General features: G+C 63.7%; 15 protein-coding genes. 6 read left to right on the top strand and 9 right to left on the bottom strand.

Annotation, left to right across the window (positions count from 1 at the left end; translation table 11 throughout):
* Positions 1-36: 36 nt before the first annotated feature.
* From rpsA to gyrA, 6 genes are all read right to left on the bottom strand, one after another.
* On the bottom strand, positions 37-1,716 hold the full coding sequence (gene rpsA, locus AC6R19_RS12050; protein ID WP_500580066.1) for a 30S ribosomal protein S1: 1,680 nt from the start codon (positions 1,714-1,716) through the stop codon (positions 37-39).
* A 173-nt stretch (positions 1,717-1,889) separates the two neighbouring features.
* Complete coding sequence (gene cmk / locus AC6R19_RS12045; protein ID WP_500580065.1) at positions 1,890-2,588, bottom strand: (d)CMP kinase; 699 nt, start codon at positions 2,586-2,588, stop codon at positions 1,890-1,892.
* Between the two features lie 345 nt (positions 2,589-2,933).
* Positions 2,934-5,177 (bottom strand): bifunctional prephenate dehydrogenase/3-phosphoshikimate 1-carboxyvinyltransferase, encoded by a 2,244-nt coding sequence (locus AC6R19_RS12040; RefSeq protein ID WP_500580064.1) that lies wholly within the window; start codon positions 5,175-5,177, stop codon positions 2,934-2,936.
* A complete protein-coding gene (gene pheA, locus AC6R19_RS12035) occupies positions 5,177-6,280 on the bottom strand; it encodes a prephenate dehydratase (protein WP_500580063.1) in 1,104 nt (367 codons plus the stop codon). Before pheA ends, AC6R19_RS12040 begins: the two co-directional genes overlap by 1 nt.
* A 165-nt stretch (positions 6,281-6,445) precedes the next feature.
* On the bottom strand, positions 6,446-7,537 hold the full coding sequence (gene serC / locus AC6R19_RS12030; protein ID WP_500580062.1) for a 3-phosphoserine/phosphohydroxythreonine transaminase: 1,092 nt from the start codon (positions 7,535-7,537) through the stop codon (positions 6,446-6,448).
* Between the two features lie 168 nt (positions 7,538-7,705).
* Positions 7,706-10,270, bottom strand: a complete 2,565-nt coding sequence (gyrA, locus tag AC6R19_RS12025) for a DNA gyrase subunit A (protein ID WP_500580061.1) — start codon at positions 10,268-10,270, stop codon at positions 7,706-7,708.
* Between the two features lie 232 nt (positions 10,271-10,502).
* Between gyrA and AC6R19_RS12020 the strand changes: the two genes are divergently transcribed.
* The 4 genes from AC6R19_RS12020 to AC6R19_RS12005 all read left to right on the top strand — a co-directional run bounded on the left by AC6R19_RS12020 (position 10,503) and on the right by AC6R19_RS12005 (position 14,366).
* A complete protein-coding gene (locus AC6R19_RS12020) occupies positions 10,503-11,816 on the top strand; it encodes a TRZ/ATZ family hydrolase (RefSeq protein WP_500580060.1) in 1,314 nt (437 codons plus the stop codon).
* A 247-nt stretch (positions 11,817-12,063) separates the two neighbouring features.
* Positions 12,064-12,765: a bifunctional 2-polyprenyl-6-hydroxyphenol methylase/3-demethylubiquinol 3-O-methyltransferase UbiG gene (gene ubiG / locus AC6R19_RS12015; protein ID WP_500580059.1), complete on the top strand. Its 702-nt coding sequence runs from the start codon at positions 12,064-12,066 to the stop codon at positions 12,763-12,765.
* 2 nt (positions 12,766-12,767) lie between these two features.
* Positions 12,768-13,475 carry an HAD-IA family hydrolase gene (locus tag AC6R19_RS12010; protein ID WP_500580058.1) on the top strand — a complete coding sequence of 236 codons (708 nt, stop codon included), beginning with the start codon at positions 12,768-12,770 and terminating at the stop codon, positions 13,473-13,475.
* 135 nt (positions 13,476-13,610) lie between these two features.
* Positions 13,611-14,366, top strand: a complete 756-nt coding sequence (locus tag AC6R19_RS12005) for a YciK family oxidoreductase (protein WP_500580057.1) — start codon at positions 13,611-13,613, stop codon at positions 14,364-14,366.
* An 89-nt stretch (positions 14,367-14,455) separates the two neighbouring features.
* Here the strand turns inward: AC6R19_RS12005 and AC6R19_RS12000 are convergent, their stop codons facing one another.
* Positions 14,456-14,800 (bottom strand): hypothetical protein, encoded by a 345-nt coding sequence (locus AC6R19_RS12000; RefSeq protein ID WP_500580056.1) that lies wholly within the window; start codon positions 14,798-14,800, stop codon positions 14,456-14,458.
* Positions 14,801-14,955: 155 nt separating this feature from the next.
* Between AC6R19_RS12000 and AC6R19_RS11995 the strand changes: the two genes are divergently transcribed.
* Positions 14,956-15,378, top strand: a complete 423-nt coding sequence (locus AC6R19_RS11995) for a hypothetical protein (RefSeq protein WP_500580055.1) — start codon at positions 14,956-14,958, stop codon at positions 15,376-15,378.
* Between the two features lie 19 nt (positions 15,379-15,397).
* The gene (locus AC6R19_RS11990) at positions 15,398-16,066 is read left to right on the top strand and encodes a YceI family protein (protein ID WP_500580054.1); all 669 of its coding nucleotides are present in this window, start codon (positions 15,398-15,400) and stop codon (positions 16,064-16,066) included.
* Here the strand turns inward: AC6R19_RS11990 and AC6R19_RS11985 are convergent.
* Together AC6R19_RS11985 and AC6R19_RS11980 are read right to left on the bottom strand one after the other, a co-directional pair.
* Positions 16,036-17,262 carry a hypothetical protein gene (locus AC6R19_RS11985; RefSeq protein ID WP_500580053.1) on the bottom strand — a complete coding sequence of 409 codons (1,227 nt, stop codon included), beginning with the start codon at positions 17,260-17,262 and terminating at the stop codon, positions 16,036-16,038. The two genes, AC6R19_RS11990 and AC6R19_RS11985, sit on opposite strands and share 31 nt — an antisense overlap.
* Positions 17,263-17,339: 77 nt before the next feature.
* Positions 17,340-17,879: a bactofilin family protein gene (locus AC6R19_RS11980; RefSeq protein ID WP_500580052.1), complete on the bottom strand. Its 540-nt coding sequence runs from the start codon at positions 17,877-17,879 to the stop codon at positions 17,340-17,342.
* Positions 17,880-18,015 lie beyond the last annotated feature (136 nt).

Here is an 18,015-nt window from a genome sequence, read left to right as displayed (position 1 = left end):
AACAATCAGTCCAGGGCATTTAACAACCAAGAGCTATTACTCTTTGTTGTTCATCTGCGCCTTGATCAGGTCACCGATAGTCGCCGGCTGAACCTGCTCAGCCTGCTTCTTGCTGTGATCCTTGATCGCCTGCTTCTCGTCGTCCTGATCCTTGGCCTTGATGGACAGGCTGATCACGCGGTTCTTGCGATCCACGCTGGTGATCTTGGCCTCGACCTCTTCGCCTTCTTTCAGCACGTTGCGGGCGTCTTCCACCTTGTCGCGGCTGATCTCGGAAGCGCGCAGTACGCCTTCCACTTCGTCCGCCAGGGTGATCACCGCCTGCTTGGCGTCAACTTCTTTCACGGTACCGGTAACGATGGTGCCGCGGTCGTTGGTGGCCACGTAGTCAGAGAAGGGATCGGATTCCAGCTGCTTGATACCCAGGGAGATGCGCTCGCGGTCGGAGTCGATGCCCAGGATAACAGTCTCGATTTCGTCGCCCTTCTTGAACTTGCGCACGGCTTCTTCGCCGGCTTCGTTCCAGGAGATGTCGGACAGGTGAACCAGGCCGTCGATGCTGCCGTCCAGGCCGATGAAGATACCGAAATCGGTGATGGACTTGATCTTGCCGGAGATCTTGTCGCCCTTGGCGAATTTACGCGCAAAGGCATCCCACGGATTTTCCTGGCACTGCTTGATGCCCAGGGAGATGCGGCGACGCTCTTCGTCGATGTCCAGAATCATCACCTCTACCTCGTCGCCAACATTGACAACCTTGGACGGGTGGATGTTCTTGTTGGTCCAGTCCATTTCGGAAACGTGAACCAGGCCCTCGACGCCCTCTTCCAGCTCGGCGAAGCAGCCGTAGTCGGTCAGGTTGGTCACAGTCGCCTTCACGCGGCTGTTTTCCGGGTAGCGCTGCTTGATGGATACCCAGGGATCCTCGCCCAGCTGCTTCAGGCCCAGGGAGACGCGCTGGCGCTCGCGGTCGAACTTCAGCACCTTGACTTCGATCTCGTCGCCGACGTTGACGATCTCGCTCGGATGCTTGATGCGCTTCCAGGCCATGTCGGTGATGTGCAGCAGGCCGTCGATACCGCCCAGGTCCACGAAGGCACCGTAGTCAGTCAGGTTCTTCACGATACCCTTGACGGACATGCCTTCCTGCAGGCTGGCCAGCAGGGCCTCGCGCTCTTCGGAAGTAGCGGCTTCCATGACGGCGCGGCGGGATACCACAACATTGTTGCGCTTGGCGTCCAGCTTGATGACCTTGAACTCGAGCTCTTTGCCTTCCAGGTGCGCGGTGTCGCGAACCGGGCGTACGTCTACCAGGGAGCCGGGCAGGAATGCGCGGATGTTGGCCACGTCGACAGTGAAGCCACCTTTGACCTTGCCGCTGATAACGCCCTTGACCACTTCGTCGGCAGCGTGGGCCGCGTCGAGGATCTTCCAGGCTTCAGCGCGCTTGGCTTTTTCACGGGACAGACGGGTTTCACCGAAACCGTCTTCCACGGCTTCCAGGGCAACCTGTACTTCGTCACCGGGCTGCAGGTCCACTTCACCCTTGTCGTTGGCGAACTGGGAAGCGGGAATAACGCCTTCGGACTTCAGGCCCGCGTGCACGGTCACCCAGTCTTTGTCCACGTCGATCACCACACCGGTCACGATGGAACCGGGGGCCATTTCTACGCTTTTCAGGCTCTCTTCAAAAAGTTCAGCAAAGCTCTCGCTCATTACATTACCTATATATACGGACCCAGCCGGTGATAACTATTTAGTTTAGTCAACCGCCAGCCGCGGCCCCACCGCGCTGCCAGCACGCGGGTCGGATTACAACAGCGGCCGGGCGATTCTGGCTGATCCCGGCCGCTGTCGTTAAAAACTGATTGTAGGTCTGCCGGCGCTCTTCAGATGCCCCGGACACGGATCCGGTCGCGCACCAGCTGCAGCACAATCTGCAGGACTCCGTCGATATCCACCCCGGTGCTGTCCAGCTCCACTGCGTCTTCGGCGGGCGCCAGGGGGGAGGCTTCGCGGTTCATATCGCGCGCGTCGCGGGCGCGGATGTCCTCCAGCAGGTCGCGGAGGCTAACAGAAACCCCCTTCCCCCGCAACTGCTCGAAGCGCCGCCTGGCGCGCTCCTCGGCGCTGGCGGTCAGGAAGACCTTGACGGGGGCGTCGGGAAAGACCGTGGTGCCCATATCGCGGCCGTCGGCCACCAGCCCGGGCGGCTTGCGGAAGTCCCGCTGGCATTGCAGCAGCGCGGCGCGCACACCGGGCACGGCAGCCACTTTGGAGGCGGCCATGCTGACCCGCTCCATGCGGATGTCGCGACTCACGTCCTGACCTTCCAGCAGTGCCGCGACTTCGCCGTCGCGCAGTTCGAAGCGGATATCCAGGTTGGACGCTATCTCGGTCAGGGCCGCCTCGTCGGTCAGGTCCGCCTCGCGGTTCAGCGCCGCCAGGGCGGTGAGCCGGTAGAGGGCACCGGAGTCCAGCAGGGAGAAGTTCAGCCTTTCCGCCAGCAGTTTGGCGATGGTGCCCTTGCCGGAGCCGCTGGGGCCGTCGATGGTGATGACCGGTGGGAGGTTTTCAGTTTCGCTCATAATGTGTTCTGGATACTTTGCCTTCTACGATTTACGCAATTCCGCCCCTCCCACTCAGCACTTCAATTGGGATGGAAGATCACTGATGCCCGAAGCGAAGGCCCTGCTTCCGGTGACTGTTTGCGGGACCTTCTGCGGCCAGGGGCCGAAGGCGCCGTGAATACCTGGAACGGCCGGACTGGCCGTGGAGAGCGTACAGGGATGTATTCACAGCGTGTCCCGCAAACAGTCACCGGAAGCAGGGCTGCCTGGCACTTGTTTACTGGCACCCTTTCCGCGGAGCCCGATGCTCAATCGCGGCCAACGGCCGCTCCTACAGGCACGCCGTTTGCTCCGGGTCCCGATTCAAGCCAACTGCAGCTTCAGTCCGGCGCGCGTCGCCAACTCGGCAAAATTCGGGAACGAAGTCGCCACATTGGCGCAGCGCAGGATGCGGATTGTATCGCGGGCGCGCAGGGATGCCACAGCGAAGGCCATGGCGATGCGGTGGTCGCCGAGGCTGTCGACGGTGCCGCCGCCAAACACTGCGCCCCCGCCGGCACCCTGGATCACTATGCCGTCCGGCGTCGGCTCGGCGTCGACACCGAGGATGCGCAGGCCGTCGGCCATGGCCTGGATGCGGTCGCTCTCCTTGACCCGCAGCTCCTCGGCGTCGGTCAACACCGTCTCGCCCTCGGCACAGGCGGCGGCGACGAAAAGCGCCGGGAATTCATCGATGGCCAGTGGCACCTGGTCCTCGGGGATGCGGATCCCCTTCAGCGGCGCGTATTTCACGCGGATATCCGCCACCGGCTCGCCGCCCACCTCGCGACGGTTCAACAGCTCGATATCGGCACCCATCAGGCGCAGTATGCTGATCACGCCGTCGCGGGTCGGGTTGATGCCCACATGCTCCAGCAGCACGTCGGAACCCGGCGCGATGGCGGCCGCCACCATAAAGAAGGTGGCGGAGGAGATATCCGCAGGCACGTCGATCTTGCCTGCTGTCAGCTGCCCGCCGCCGCGCAGGGTCGCGCGGGCGCCGTCGCGCCGCACTTCGTAGCCGAAGCCGGCGAGCATGCGCTCGGTGTGGTCGCGGGTAGGCGCGGGCTCAGTGGTGCTGGTCTCGCCGTCGGCGTAGAGGCCGGCGAGCAGTACACAGGACTTCACCTGGGCACTGGCCATCGGCAGCCGGTAGTCGATGCCGTGCAGCCTGCGCCCGCCCCTGATCAGTAGCGGCGGCCGCCCCTCCGGGCCCGTCTCGATTTCCGCGCCCATCTCGCGCAGCGGATTGGCCACCCGGTTCATCGGACGCCTGGACAGGGATTCGTCCCCAGCCAGGGTCACGTCAAAGTCCTGTCCGGCGAGCAAACCGGCGAGCAGGCGCATGGAGGTGCCTGAGTTGCCCAGATACAGGGGACCCGGCGGCGCCTGCAGGCCGTGCAGGCCGACACCGTGGATTACCACGCGGCCGTCCACCGGCCCCTCGATCACCACGCCCATATCGCGGAACGCCTGCAATGTGGCGAGCGCGTCCTCCCCCTCGAGGAAACCCTCGACCTCGGTCACACCCTCGGCGAGGGAACCCAGCATGATGGAGCGGTGGGACATGGATTTGTCGCCGGGCACCCGCAGCCTGCCACTGACGGACCCGCCCGGTTGCGCGATAAAAGTAACTTCCTGTGCTTGCATAGGTTCTGTATACGCTTTTCTGGCCAACATTATCGTAAAGTGATCCCGCGCCGCCTTGGCCCGGGTAAAAACGCCCATTAGCTGGTCGCTGTCGCCATCGGCAATGGCACTGCGCAGCGAGGACAGATTGGCGCTGTAGAGATCGATCGCCTTCAGGATCGCATCGCGGTTCGCCAGCATGATGTCCCGCCACATCACCGGATCGCTGGACGCGATACGGGTGAAGTCTCGGAAGCCGCCGGCGGCGTAGCGAAAGATATTCTCGTTCTCGGCGTCGTGGGCCAGTGTGTCCACCAGGCCGTAGGCGATCACGTGGGGCAGATGGCTGGTGGCGGCCAGCACCTCGTCGTGCTCGTCGACCGGCATACCCAGCACTTCCGCGCCGGTCGCCTGCCACATCTGCACCACGCGCCGCAGGTGTTCCGAATCGGTACTTTCCAGCGGCGTCAGGATAATGCGGTGGGCGATATAGAGATCGTCCCGCGCGGCGGTGACGCCGCTCTTTTCCGAGCCCGCGATCGGGTGGCCGGGCACCAGGAATTCCGGCACCCGCCCCCAGACCCTTTCCGCCGCGGCAATCACGCTGCCCTTGACGCTGGCGCCATCGGTGACAGTCACACCGGCCGGCAGCTTATCGCGCAGTTCGGTAAATACGCCCTCCACCGCCAGGGTGGGCACGGCGATAAAAACCAGGTCGCCGGGCTCCAGTTGCGGCAGCACTTCGCCCAGTTCCGTCACCGCGCGATCGACAATGCCCAGCTCCACGGCCTGCTCGCAGGTGCGCCCCCTGCGCGCGACGCCGATCACCTCGCGGCAGGCGCCGGCGGCCTTCAGCGCCAGCGCCAGGCTGCCGCCGATCAGGCCGATGCCGACGACCACCAGGCGACCGATTTGCGCCCGCCCCCCAGTTTCGACCATCAGAGGACCCCGCGCGGGTAGGAGCCGAGCACTCTCATATCGGAGGCACAGGCGCCCACCTCTTTCAGCGCCGTGGCAATATCCGGCGTGTCGCGATGGCCCTTGAAGTCGATAAAGAATACATAGGTCCAGTTGCCGGACTGGGACGGGCGCGTCTCCACCCGGGTCAGGTCCACATTGTGGCGGCGGAAGGGCTCCAACAGGTCGTGCAGCGCGCCGGGTTCGTTGCGCATGGACACCATCAGCGAGGTCTTGTCGTCGCCGCTGGCCGGCACCGCCTGGGTGCCGATGATCAGGAAGCGGGTGGAGTTGTCCGGGCGGTCCTCGATCTTCTCCGCCAGCACCTTGAGGCCGTAGAGCTCCGCGGCCATATCGCCGGCGATGGCGGCGGCATTCCACTCCCCCTTCACCCTTTTCGCCGCCTCGGCGTTGCTGGCCACCGCCACCCGCTCCACGTTCGGGTAGTGGGAATCCAGCCACTTGCGGCACTGGGCCAGGCTCTGGGCGTGGGAGTAGATACGGGTGATCGCATCCGGGCGGGTGATATCGGAGATCATCAGGTGGTGGTGAATGCGCAGCTCCACCTCGCCGCAGATCTTCAGGTTGGAGGTCATGAAATTGTCGAGGGTGTGGTTGATCACCCCCTCGGTGGAATTCTCCACCGGCACAACGCCGTAATTGGCCGCACCGGCCTCCACCTCGCGGAACACCTCGTCGATGGCCGCCAGCGGGCGGCTCTGGGCCGAGTGACCGAAATGCTTCAGCGCCGCCTGCTGGGTAAAGGTGCCCTCGGGGCCCAGGTAGGCCACCTTGACCGGCTCTTCCAGCGCCAGGCAGGCGGACATGATTTCGCGGAACAGCCGCGCCATCTCCTCGTTTGTCAGCGGCCCCTGGTTGCGCTCCATGGCCCGGCGCAGCACCTGCGCCTCGCGCTCGGGCCGGTAGTAGAGGGCATCCTCGCCGGTGGCCTTCTTCACTTCCGCCACTTCCAGCGCGCACTCGGCGCGCTCACTGATCAGGCGGGCGATATCGCTGTCTATTTCGTCGATGCGATCGCGCAGCTCCAGCAGTCGCTGGTCGCTGCTCACAATTTCTTCAGTCATCCGTTTTGCCTACATTTCTCCTGATTACCCGGGACCCGGGAAAGAATACCGAAGCCAGATGCGAAGGCCCTGCTGCCGGGGGCCGTTCGTGAAACGTTTGCCGATGAGGCTGTTGAGCGAACGGCCACCGGCAGCAGGGCCGCCCCCACCTTAAACAAGCGCCAATCACCCGTGACGCTGTTCGAAATCGGCCATAAAGGCCACCAGCGCTTCCACCGCCTCCAGCGGCACCGCGTTATACAGTGAGGCGCGCATGCCGCCCACGGAGCGATGGCCCTTCAGGTTCAGCAATCCGGCCTCCTCGGACTGCTGCAGAAATTCCCTGTCGAGACGCTCGTCCGCCAACACGAATGGCACGTTCATGCGCGAGCGGCTGGCCTTTTCCACCGGGCTGGAATAAAAACCGCTGCCGTCGATAAAGTCGTACAGCAGCGCGGATTTCTGCTCGGCCAGCGTCGCCATCGCCTCGACGCCGCCCTGCTCCTTCAGCCACTGGAACACCAGGCCGGACAGATACCAGGCAAAAGTGGGCGGCGTATTGTCCATCGAACCGGCATCCGCCGCGACCTTCCAGCTGAGGCTGCGGGGAATGCCCTCCATGGCGCGGTCCAGCAGGTCGTCGCGCACTATCGCCACGGCTATGCCCGAGGGGCCGATATTCTTCTGCGCGCCGGCGTAAATCATGCCGAACTTCTCCACCGGAATCGGCCGCGACAGAATGTTCGACGACATGTCCGCCACCAGCGGGCAACTGACCTCCGGCACATAATCGAACTCCACGCCGCCGATGGTCTCGTTGGGCGTGTAGTGGAAATAGGCCGCATTTTCACTCTGCTGCCAGCTGTCCTGCGCCGGCGCATAGGTAAAATTGCGGTCCTCACTGGAGGCGACGACATTCACCCGGCCGTAGCGCCTGGCCTCCTTGATCGCCTTGTCCGCCCACTGGCCTGTATGAATATAGTCGGCCACACGCCCTTCACGACTACCGCCGGTACCGAAAAGGTTCCAGGGCACGGCGCTGAATTGCCCGGTGGCCCCTCCCTGCAGGAAGAGCACCCTGTAGTTGTCCGGAATCGACAGCAGGTCGCGCAGATCCCGCTCGGCGCGCTCGGCCACCTCGACGAATTCCGGTGAGCGGTGGCTGACCTCCATCACCGAACAACCGCGGCCGCCCCAGTCGAGCAGCTCCTGTTGCGCCTGAAGCAGAACCGGTTCCGGCAGCGCAGCGGGACCGGCACAGAAATTAAACTTCCTCATAACTCAACTTCCGTAAGGACAGCAAAATTGGTTTCAAAATTAACTAGATAAACCGACGCCAAAATCAATAATCGGGAAAGATGTATCACTCATTCGAGTGCTTTTTAGGCGACCAGAGTCAAAAAAGGCCGCGAGAATCGCAGCCTTTCCTGTGAGCCGGTGCGGGGATCACTCCTCCCCGCCCTCTTCCTGGTCGCCATCCTCGCTTTCCTGGATCCGCGCCAGGCCCACCAGTTTCTCACCGGCCTTGAGGCGGATCACCCGCACGCCCTGGGTGTTGCGACCCAGTACGGAAACCTCGTCGACGCGGGTGCGCACCAGGGTGCCCTGGTCAGAGATCAGCATGATCTCCTCACCCGGGTGCACCTGGCAGGCGCCGACGAGCGCACCGTTGCGCTCGCTCTCGGCGATGGCGATCACCCCCTGGGTGCCGCGCCCCTTGGTGGGGAAATCCGCCGTGGCGGTGCGCTTGCCGTAGCCGTTTTCGGTCACCATCATCACGGATCCACCCTCTTCCGGGATCACCATGGCGATGACCGATACACCCTCGGCCATGCGGATACCGCGCACACCGCGGGACACACGGCCCATGGAGCGCACATTCTCCTCGGCGAAGCGCGCCGCCTTGCCGGCGCTGGTGAGCAGCAGCACATCGCGGCTGCCATCGGTGATGGCGGTGGCCACCAGCCGGTCGTCCTCGTCCAGCTCGATGGCTTTCAGGCCCACACTGCGGGGCCGCGCGAAGGCGGGCAGCGGGGTCTTCTTCACTGTGCCGTTGGCAGTGGCGAAGAAAATAAAATAATTCTCGTCGTACTCGGACACCGGCAGCATGCTGCTGATACGCTCGTCCTCTTCCAGCGGCAGCATATTGACCATGGGCCGGCCGCGGGAGGCGCGGCCGGCGGTGGGCACCTCGTAGACCTTGAGCCAGTACACCTTGCCCTTGTTGGAGAAGCACAGGATGGTGTCGTGGGAGTTGGCGATCAGCAGGTGCTCGACGAAGTCCTCGTCCTTCACCTGGGTCGCCGACTTGCCCATGCCGCCGCGGCGCTGGGCCTGGTAGTCCGCCAGCGGCTGGCTCTTGGCGTAGCCGCCGTGGGAGATGGTCACCACCTTGTCCTCCGGGGTGATCAGGTCCTCGACGGTCAGGTCCTGGCGGGAGGCGACGATATCGGTGCGGCGCTCATCGCCGAACTCCTTGTCCAGCGCCTCCAGCTCCTCGCGGATCACCTCCATCAGGCGCTCGAAGCTGCCGAGGATATGCAGGTACTCGGCGATCTGCTCCAGGCGCTCCTTGTACTCGGCCAGCAGCTTGTCGTGCTCCATACCGGTCAGGCGGTGCAGACGCAGCTCCAGGATGGCCTGGGCCTGGGCCGGGGACAGGTAGTAGGCGCCGTCTTCGCGGAGGCCGAATTCCTTGGGCAGGTCATCCGGGCGGCAGGCGTCGGCGCCGGCACGCTCCAGGAACTGCTGCACCTCGCCCACCGGCCAGCCCTTGGCCAGCAGCGCCTCGCGGGCATCCGCCGGGGTCGGGGAGGATTTGATCAGTTCGATGACCGGGTCGATATTGGAGATGGCGATCGCCAGGCCTTCCAGGATATGGCCACGCTCGCGCGCCTTGCGCAGCAGGTAGACGGTGCGGCGGGTCACCACCTCCTGGCGGTGGCGGATGAAATGCTCGAGCAGCTGCTTCAGGTTCAGCACCTTCGGCTGGCCGTCCACCAGCGCCACCATATTGATTCCGAAGACGCTCTCCAGCTGGGTCTGGGAGTAGAGGTTGTTCAGCACCACGTCTCCCAGTTCGCCGCGCTTCAGCTCGATCACCACGCGCAGGCCATCCTTGTCGGATTCGTCGCGCAGCTCGGAGATACCCTCTATCTTCTTCTCTTTCACCAGTTCGGCGATGCGCTCGATCAGGCGCGCCTTGTTCAGCTGGTAGGGGATCTCGTGAATGATGATGGTTTCGCGATTGGTCTTGTCATCGCGCAGCACTTCCGCCTTGGCGCGCACATAGATGCGCCCGCGGCCGGTGCGGTAGGCCAGCAGTATGCCGGCGCGGCCGTTGATGGTGGCACCGGTGGGGAAATCCGGGCCCGGGATATACTCCATCAGGTCGTCGACGGAAAGATCGGGATTGTCGATCAGCGCCAGGCAGGCCCGCACCACCTCGCTCATATTGTGCGGCGGGATATTGGTAGCCATGCCCACGGCGATACCGGAGGAACCGTTCACCAGCAGGTTGGGCACCCGCGACGGCAGTACTTCCGGCATCTGCTCGGAGCCGTCGTAGTTGTCGATAAAGTTGACGGTTTCCTTGTCGAGGTCGGACAGCAGCTCGTGGGCCAGCTTGTCCATGCGGATCTCGGTGTAACGCATGGCCGCCGGGCTGTCGCCGTCGATGGAACCGAAGTTGCCCTGGCCATCCACCAGCATGTAGCGCAGGGAGAAGGGCTGGGCCATACGCACAATGGTGTCGTAGACCGCGGTATCGCCGTGCGGGTGGTATTTACCGATCACGTCGCCGACCACGCGCGCCGACTTCTTGTACGGTTTGTTCCAGTCGTTTTTCAGTTCGTTCATCGCGTAGAGCACGCGCCGATGTACCGGCTTGAGACCGTCGCGCACATCTGGCAGCGCGCGGCCCACGATCACGCTCATTGCATAGTCGAGATAGGACTGCTTGAGTTCTTCTTCGATATTGATCGGAGAGATTTCTTTGGCTAATTCGCCCATGGCTTACGGCGTTCCTTTTTATACGGCAGGCCCCGAATGCAAACGCTGCACCTGGCCCGGATAAGCGGGCGATTCTACCACAGATTTGGGGTGCGGGACCCGGCCAGTGGAAGGCTTTGGATCTGGCTCCGCGGCAGGGTCGCCACCAGACTTGCTTACCGGCACCGGGAACAGGGAACCAGAGGCTGGTATCATCCACCACCAACAAGCCACCAACCAGCCACCACCACAGATGATCGACACACTGATACACGCCCGCTGGATCATTCCCGTCATACCCGAACAGAAAGTGTTCGAAAACTGTTCCCTGGCAATCGACGGAGGCAAGATCCTCGCCCTGCTGCCCTCCACAGAAGCTGCAGCGCGCTACCAGGCCAGGGAGGAGATCCGGCTCGACCACCACGCCCTGATCCCCGGCCTGATCAATACCCACAACCACGCCGCCATGACCCTGCTGCGCGGCTTTGCTGACGACCTGCCACTGATGGAATGGCTGGAGCAGCACATCTGGCCGGCAGAGCAGAAATGGGTGGACCCGGAATTTGCCGCCGACGGCAGTCGCCTGGCGGTGGCGGAAATGCTCAGGAGCGGCACCACCACCTTCTCCGACCAGTACTTCTTCCCCGAGGCCACCGCCCTGGTGGCGCGGGAGACGGGAGTACGCGCACAGATCGCCTTCCCGATCCTCGACTTCCCCACCCCCTGGAGCCGCGACGGCGAGGACGCCCTGCAGAAGGGCCTGGCCCTGCGCGACGACTACAAGGCCAATGAGCGCATCGACGTGGTCCTCGCCCCCCACGCCCCCTACACGGTGGGCGACACCACCCTGGAGAAGATCGCCGTCTACGCCGCCGAGGCACTGATACCGGTGCAGATGCACCTGCACGAGACCGCCGGCGAAGTGGAGCGCGCCCTGGCGGAGACCGGCGAGCGCCCCACCGAGCGTTTGCAACGCCTGGGCCTGCTCGGCCCCCAGACCCTGTGTGTGCATATGACCGCGGTGAACGAGCGGGATATGGAGCTGCTGCAGCAGAACGGTGCCCACGTGGCCCACTGCCCCAAATCCAACCTGAAACTGGCCTCCGGCTTCTGCCCCGCGGCCAGGCTGCTGGAGGCTGGCATCAATGTGTCGCTGGGCACCGATGGCGCCGCCAGCAACAACGGCCTGGACCTCTTCGCCGAGGCCAGCACCGCCGCCCTGCTGGCCAAGGCCGTCAGCGGCGACGCCGCCGCCCTGCCCGCCCACCGGGCCCTGGCCATGGCCACCATCAACGGCGCGCGGGCCCTGGGCATAGATGAAGTGACCGGCAGCCTCGAAGTCGGCAAGAGCGCGGACCTGGCCGCTGTCTATATGGGCGGACTGGAGCAGCAGCCGCTGCACGACCCGATCTCCCAACTGATCTACACCGGCAGCGGCCACAATGTCAGCGATGTGTGGGTTGCCGGCAGACAGCTGCTGAAAGATCGCCGACTGCAGACACTCAACGAAGCCGAGGTGATTCAGCGGGCGCAAATGTGGCGTGCTAGAATCGCCGGCCAGGCTTAAGCGGGACTCGGGACTCGGGACTCGGGACTCGGGACTCGGGACTCGGGACTCGAAAAGAATACTGAAGCCAGATGCGAAGGTGCTGATGCCGGGGGCCTTTTGCCAGACCTTTCACGGCCATGGATGGCCGTGGAGAGCGTACAGGGATGTATTTACAGCGTGTCTGGCAAAAGGCCACCGGCAGCAGTGCCGCCCGGAACCACCTTACAAGGGAACCCCGGAGCCTGAACAAATCCATGGAACCCAAATGACAAACGTAGACCCAGCCGAAATCGCCAAATTCGAACAACTCGCCAGCCGCTGGTGGGATCTCGAGGGCGAGTTCAAGCCGCTGCACGAAATCAACCCGCTGCGCGCCAACTATATCGACCAGCGCGCACCGGTGGCTGGCAAAAGATTACTGGATGTCGGCTGCGGCGGCGGCATACTGACCGAGGCCATGGCCCAGCGCGGCGCCGAGGTGACCGGTATCGATATGGGCGAGGCGCCACTGAACGTCGCCAGGCTGCACGCGCTGGAAAGCGGCGTCAAGGTGGACTACCGCCGCATGCCGGTGGAGGAACTGGCCAGGGAACAGCCGGCCAGTTTCGATATCGTCACCTGCCTGGAAATGCTCGAGCACGTACCCGATCCGGCATCCGCAATCCGCGCCTGCGCCGAGCTGGTCAAACCCGGCGGCCAGCTGTTCTTCTCCACCATCAACCGCACCGCCAAAGGCTGGTTGTTCGCCGTTGTCGGTGCCGAATATGTGCTGCGCCTGCTGCCCAAGGGCACCCACGAATACGCCAAGTTTATCCGCCCCTCCGAGATGGGCGCCTGGCTGCGCGAGGCCGACCTGGAAATCCGCGATATCACCGGCATGACCTACAACCCGCTGACCCGCAGCTACAAACTCAACCCGCGAGATGTGGATGTGAATTACCTGGTACACGCGACCAAGCCGGAATAAGAATGAAAGCAGTTTTATTTGACCTGGACGGCACCCTCTTCGACACGGCACCGGACTTTATCGTGGTACTGAACCAGCTGCGCCAGCAGGAACAACTGCCGCCGCTGCCCGATGCCCAGATACGCGCGGTGGTCTCCAACGGTGCCCGCGCGCTGATTACCCTGGGCTTTGGCAAGGATGAAGGCCACCCCGCCTTCGAGGGGCTGCGACAGCGCCTGCTGGATCTGTATCTCGCCCACCTGGCCGAAAAAACCGTGCCCTTTCCCGGTATCGAGACCCTGCTCGACAATCTCGCCGGGAACGGCATCGCCTGGGGCATAGTGACCAATAAACCGGAAGCCTACACAGTGCCACTGATGCAGGCCTTCAGCCACCTGCCGGCACCGGGGGCCGTCATCTGCCCCGACCATGTAACCAACCGCAAGCCGGACCCGGAAGCCGTTCTGCTGGCCTGCAGCCAGATAGGCTGTCGCCCCGAAGAAGCGGTCTACGTGGGCGACCACGAGCGGGATATCGCCGCCGGCCGCGCCGCCGGCATGCCCACCATCGCCTGCAGCTACGGCTACATCGACAACGGCGACGACCCGGCCAACTGGAACGCGGACCACCTGGTGGATTCGGCGGAGGAAATCTGGCCGCTGCTGCAGCGACACTATATTGGAGAAACGGGACTCGGGACTCGGGACTCGGGACTCGGGAAACTCCTGTAGGAGCCTGCTTGCAGGCGAACCGCTACGGGAGCACCGGTCCTTTCGCCTGCGAGCAGGCTCCTACACCACACCTCAATGTAGGAGCGGCCGTTGGCCGCGATCGGCGCTTCAGCCACCACGGAATCTGGAATTGTTATGTCTGAATTTATCGGCGACTACAAAGCCCCCAAAGACCTGCTCAAGGACAAGATCATCCTGGTCACCGGTGCCGGCGACGGCATAGGCCGGACCGCGGCCAAGACCTTCGCCGCCCACGGCGCCACCGTAATCCTGCTCGGCCGCACCACCCCCAAGCTGGAAATGGTCTACGACGAAATCGAAGCCGCCGGGGGCCCGCAGCCGGCCATCTTCCCGATGGACCTGAACGAGGCGCGCATCGAGACCTTCGAACACTTCGCCGAGGCGGTGGACCAGGAGTTCGGCCGCCTCGACGGCCTGCTGCACAACGCCGGCCTGCTCGGCCAGCGCACCCCCATCGCCAACTACCACTTCGGCACCTGGCAGCAGGTGATGCAGGTCAACGTCAACGCTGCCTTCGGCCTCACCAAAGTCCTGTTGCCCCTCCTGGAAAAATCCGAGGCGGGCTCGATCGTATTTACCGGCTCCGGTGTCGGCCTCAAGGGCCGCGCCTACTGGGGCGCCTACTCGGTTTCCAAGTTCGCCACCGAGGGGCTGATGCAGGTGCTGGCGGACGAGCTGGACGGCGTCTCCAATATCCGCGCCAACAGCATCAACCCCGGCGCCACCCGCACCAATATGCGCGCCGCCGCCTACCCGGCGGAGGATCCGAAAACGGTGACGACAGCGGAAGAGATAATGCCCACCTACCTCTACCTGATGGGAGACAACAGCCGCGGCGTGAGCGGCAAACAGTTTAACGCCCAGGGGTAGGCAGTGGTCAGTGATGGGTGGTTAGTGGCCGGGTAAAAAATACCCGGGATCTTCCCGGGTATTTTTAAAAGGCCTTGACCGATCGCGGATTACTCCTCCGCGTGATCGATTTCCTCTTCCGGCATTTCGTCCATCACCTCTTCAGCCATCTCCACGGCTTCCTCGGCGACGGTCTCCATGGATTCTGCCGCCTCTTCGGCAGTCTCCATCATCTGCTCCGGGGCATCGGCGAAGACATCGCCCTCGACTTCCATCATCTCATTGCTGGCGACGACTTTCGTCTCTGCAGCACCCTCCGCTGCACTGGCCTCTTCCACCGCGGTTTCAACTTCTTTGGCGATGGTCTCTTCGGAGCCGGCGGGCTCCATGTTCTGGTAGTAGAAGTAGCCACCTATGGCGGCGATTACGATTGCTGGAATAATGAGTTTCTTCATTTTCCGACCCCTGGATAGTGTGGATTTATGATTATTCGCACAGACTATTGTTCCACGGCAGTTCTGGCAAAAATGTGACGCGCAACACGTTTCGGTTTGTCGATTTCCCATCGCTGGGGCAGAATTCGCCTATCTCAACTGGCGAAGCTGACAATATGCGAACTCTTTTCACGATCCCCCTGCTGGCGCTGCTCGCGGCCAGTGCCAGCGCGGACTCCCTGACCAGGCAGCTGCAAGGCTGTGCCACCATCCAGGCGGACACCGAGCGCCTGGCCTGTTACGACGCCCTGGGCAAGACCCTGGACCGGCGCGCCGAACAGAACTTCGGCCAGGAGCAGCAGCGCATCGCCGAGGAGGCCCCGGACTCCATAGCGGCAACCATCGCCGAGATCCGGGAGGCCGCCTACGGCAAGCTGCTCATCACCCTGGACAACGGCCAGGTGTGGCGCCAGAACGACAGCGCGCGGGTCCACTGGAAGAGCGGCGACCCGGTGATCCTCGAGCGCGGCCTGCTCGGCTCCTTTTTCATGAAACGTGCCGACGGCGGGCGGAAAATGCGCGTCAAACGCGTGGACTGACAATAATGCGGAATGATGAATGCTGAATGCGCGATTTAGCCCCCTCCCGTCACACATTCTCTCCCTGCTGCTGGTCCTCTGCAGTGCAGCCACCAGTGCCGAAACCGGCCGCTACACCGTCGACCCGGCGGCCTCCGATGTCCACTGGCGCGTCTACCGTGCCGGCCTGCTCTCGGGACTGGGACACAACCACGTGATCTCCAGCGGTAGCTTCAGCGGCAGCATACAGCTGGCGGATGCCCCGCAGGCGTCGCGCTTCGAGCTGGTAATACCCGTCTCGGCGCTGGTGGTGGACGACCCGGCGCTGCGACGCCGCTACGGCGGAGACTTCTCCGATCAGCCCCCGGCACAGGCGATTGCCGACACCCGCGCCAATATGCTCGGCGGGTCCCTGCTGAACGCGGGCAGCTATCCCCGTATCCGTCTCAGCGGCTCCGCGGTGGTCGCCGCCGGGAAGGGCGAGCAGGACCTGCTGCTGGATGCGGAAGTGGAGCTGGTCGGACAAAGCATACCGATACGCCTGCCGGCCCGGGTGACACTGGACAGCAGCGCACTGAGTGCCAGCGGCCAATTCACGCTGAGCCACCGGCAGTTGGGGCTGACGCCGTTCAGCGCTGCCATGGGCGCCCTGAAGGTGGCGCAGAAAATCGACTTTACCTACGATATCCGCGCCAGGCGCGCGGACTGAGAGCCCCGGCAGCGCACGACCGCCTGCGGTTCGAATACATACTCAGCCGGGCGCCTCAGGGCCGAGCTGGTGGGCAGATGAGTGCGCTGGACGCGAAAGCCGCTCAGGCGCGGCGGCGCGCCAGAGTCCAGCGCCGCAAAACCTTCCGAGAGTTCCCCGCGCAGCAGGCCGTTTTCTGCCAGGCGCAGGCTGCGCGGCCGTATTGCCGCGCCGCCCGCCGCCAGCGCCAGCAATTGCGTGGTCTCGCGGCACAGGGGCGCCAGCCAGCGGGCGAAGACCTGCATGGCCCGGGGCGGAAGGTGGTCGAACAGGTCCCAGGCGACCACCACATCGAACTTCCTGTCGCCGACGCAGCTGCCAAGGGTGCGCCGTATCACCATTTCCGGCGCTTCTCCCCCACCCTGCTCCACCGCCGCGTACAGATCGACGCAGGACAGTTCGGCCCCCTCCGCCAGCCACAGGGCGCTATTGCCATCTCCGCCGAGATCCAGCAGGCCGATGCCGATACTTTCCCGCAATTCCGCCAGCAACTGTGCGAACATGGGGGACAGGTATTGAGCTTTCGCTGTCCGGGTGCAGTCATCCCGAGCCGGGACCTGCGCGCCGGCCCGGCGGTCCGGCTGATAGCTCAGCAGCTGCTCCACCACGCCCGGCAACATACCCTCCCAGTCGCAGTAGCTGCGGGATATCGTGTAGTGCTGCAGGCTTTTCAGCAGGGTCGCGGCATTGTGGGGAGGGATGCCCCGAGCCTGCAGTTCTGCCGGCCCGAATTCCAGGTGGTCCTCGCCGCGAATGGAAAAACTGCGCGGCGTGCGGGGAATCTCCGCGGCGAGATACTTGATGCCGTGCACCAGCGTCCCCGGCTTGCAGTGCTGTTGCAGCTGCCGCAGCAGTGCGGCGACGGCGTCGATGGGCAGGTAGTTGAACAGGTCCCAGGTGAGAATCACATCGAAGGTTTCCCCACTCCCGTGGCCGAGCAGGTAGCGCTGCAGTTGGTAGATCAGGCTGCCGGTGGACAGCTTCCTGTTCTCGGCCACAAACCGGTCCAGGTTTTCGAAGTGAATCTTGCAGCTGTTGCGGGAGAAAAAATTGAAGGTCCCGCAACTGGTGGAGCCCAGGTCCAGTATCCGGTTCTGCCGTCCGCCGCCCAGGGCGCGGTGGATGGACTGGATGGCCGGCGAGTGGTGGATGCTCATGGCGCGGCGTGCGGCTTGTTATCGTTATACGCGCAGCGGCCGCCTTCGGGAAGGCTGCCGCTGCGACGCCGTCGCGACTATTCGTCGAGGGCCGGCTCCGGCTGTTTCCCTATCTTGGCCGGTTTGGCGGCACTGCCGTTTTGCCAGTTGGTGCCGCCACCGTCGCCTAGTTTCTGCAGCTGGTCGCGGTGGGCCTCCACGTCCATGTCGATGGAACCGCGGAACCTGGCTCCATCCTCCAGCACCACGCGATCGGCAACCAGATTGCCCTTTACGTTGCTGGACGAGAGGATCGCGATTCGTTCCTGGGCGAAGATATCCCCCTCCACCTCCCCCTGTACCGTAATGGTCTTCGCCAGCACATTGGCCTTGACCTTGCCCTGCTCACCCACTGTCAGGTTGTTGTCTTTCAGGTCGATGGTGCCGTCTATCTGCCCCTGGATCAGCAGGTCCTCCTCACCCACCAGCTCGCCGCGGAAGCGGATCTTGGGGCCGATGATCGCCGCGGGGGGACCGCTGTCGCGGCCCCTGTCGAAGTCGGTATCCGGCTCGTTGGTGACCAGCTGGGGCCTCTGGTCAACACTGGATTTGATAGTGTCATTCTTGCTGCCGAGCATTGGGCAAACTCCTCGTTATTGGTCTGGGGTTAGTCGGGACCAGATCAATAAAGCACTTGCCACACCGCCCCGCCGACCCAAGATGGCCCTGGCGCGGAAGAATGCGCAAATTTCGGCAGTGGATCACTGGAGTCTG

It is taken from the genome of Microbulbifer sp. SE14 (genome assembly GCF_059834885.1).
Note: the sequence above shows the minus strand (reverse complement) of the source record. Positions and strands in the feature narration are given on the sequence as shown.

Excerpts from the sequence above, each read along its gene's own strand:
- AC6R19_RS11980 (WP_500580052.1), bottom strand. The coding sequence starts at position 17,879 with ATGCTCGGCAGCAAGAATGACACTATCAAATCCAGTGTTGACCAGAGG.
- cmk (WP_500580065.1), bottom strand. The coding sequence starts at position 2,588 with ATGAGCGAAACTGAAAACCTCCCACCGGTCATCACCATCGACGGCCCC.
- AC6R19_RS11990 (WP_500580054.1), top strand. The coding sequence starts at position 15,398 with ATGCTGAATGCGCGATTTAGCCCCCTCCCGTCACACATTCTCTCCCTG.
- AC6R19_RS11995 (WP_500580055.1), top strand. The coding sequence starts at position 14,956 with ATGCGAACTCTTTTCACGATCCCCCTGCTGGCGCTGCTCGCGGCCAGT.
- AC6R19_RS12005 (WP_500580057.1), top strand. The coding sequence starts at position 13,611 with ATGTCTGAATTTATCGGCGACTACAAAGCCCCCAAAGACCTGCTCAAG.
- AC6R19_RS11985 (WP_500580053.1), bottom strand. The coding sequence starts at position 17,262 with ATGAGCATCCACCACTCGCCGGCCATCCAGTCCATCCACCGCGCCCTG.
- serC (WP_500580062.1), bottom strand. The coding sequence starts at position 7,537 with ATGAGGAAGTTTAATTTCTGTGCCGGTCCCGCTGCGCTGCCGGAACCG.
- pheA (WP_500580063.1), bottom strand. The coding sequence starts at position 6,280 with ATGACTGAAGAAATTGTGAGCAGCGACCAGCGACTGCTGGAGCTGCGC.
- ubiG (WP_500580059.1), top strand. The coding sequence starts at position 12,064 with ATGACAAACGTAGACCCAGCCGAAATCGCCAAATTCGAACAACTCGCC.
- AC6R19_RS12010 (WP_500580058.1), top strand. The coding sequence starts at position 12,768 with ATGAAAGCAGTTTTATTTGACCTGGACGGCACCCTCTTCGACACGGCA.
- rpsA (WP_500580066.1), bottom strand. The coding sequence starts at position 1,716 with ATGAGCGAGAGCTTTGCTGAACTTTTTGAAGAGAGCCTGAAAAGCGTA.
- AC6R19_RS12040 (WP_500580064.1), bottom strand. The coding sequence starts at position 5,177 with ATGGTCGAAACTGGGGGGCGGGCGCAAATCGGTCGCCTGGTGGTCGTC.
- AC6R19_RS12020 (WP_500580060.1), top strand. The coding sequence starts at position 10,503 with ATGATCGACACACTGATACACGCCCGCTGGATCATTCCCGTCATACCC.
- gyrA (WP_500580061.1), bottom strand. The coding sequence starts at position 10,270 with ATGGGCGAATTAGCCAAAGAAATCTCTCCGATCAATATCGAAGAAGAA.
- AC6R19_RS12000 (WP_500580056.1), bottom strand. The coding sequence starts at position 14,800 with ATGAAGAAACTCATTATTCCAGCAATCGTAATCGCCGCCATAGGTGGC.